Below are 343 nucleotides of genomic sequence, written 5' to 3'. Positions count from 1 at the left end.
ACCCGGCACTGCGTGACTCGATGAATCAGCATCTGGAACAGGCCGCACGCAGCGTTGCACCCGAGTTTGCTGGCTTCCTGACGCGCCACATCAGCGACACCGTGAAGAGCTGGGATGCACGCGACATGTCGCAGCAGATCGAACTCAATATCGGCAAAGACCTGCAGTTTATCCGCATCAACGGCACGCTGGTTGGCGGCACCATCGGGCTGATCCTCTACCTGTTGTCGCAGCTGCCCCAGTTACTCCCGCTGCTGAGCGGATAACCGCCTGGTTAGCCGGATTGGGGTGGATAGAGGCCAAACTCGGTGATAATGGCGCTAACAAAGCTGCGGATTTTCAC

At 58.3% G+C, this 343-nt stretch carries 1 protein-coding gene; it reads left to right on the top strand.

Annotated elements, in window-relative coordinates:
• A partial coding sequence (locus IU459_RS40330; RefSeq protein WP_195134339.1) for a DUF445 family protein occupies positions 1 to 266 on the top strand: 266 nt, incomplete at its 5' end.
• Positions 267 to 343 lie beyond the last annotated feature (77 nt).

The organism is Nocardia amamiensis (assembly GCF_015477605.1).
Lineage (GTDB): Bacteria > Actinomycetota > Actinomycetes > Mycobacteriales > Mycobacteriaceae > Nocardia > Nocardia amamiensis_A.
Note: the sequence above shows the minus strand (reverse complement) of the source record. Positions and strands in the feature narration are given on the sequence as shown.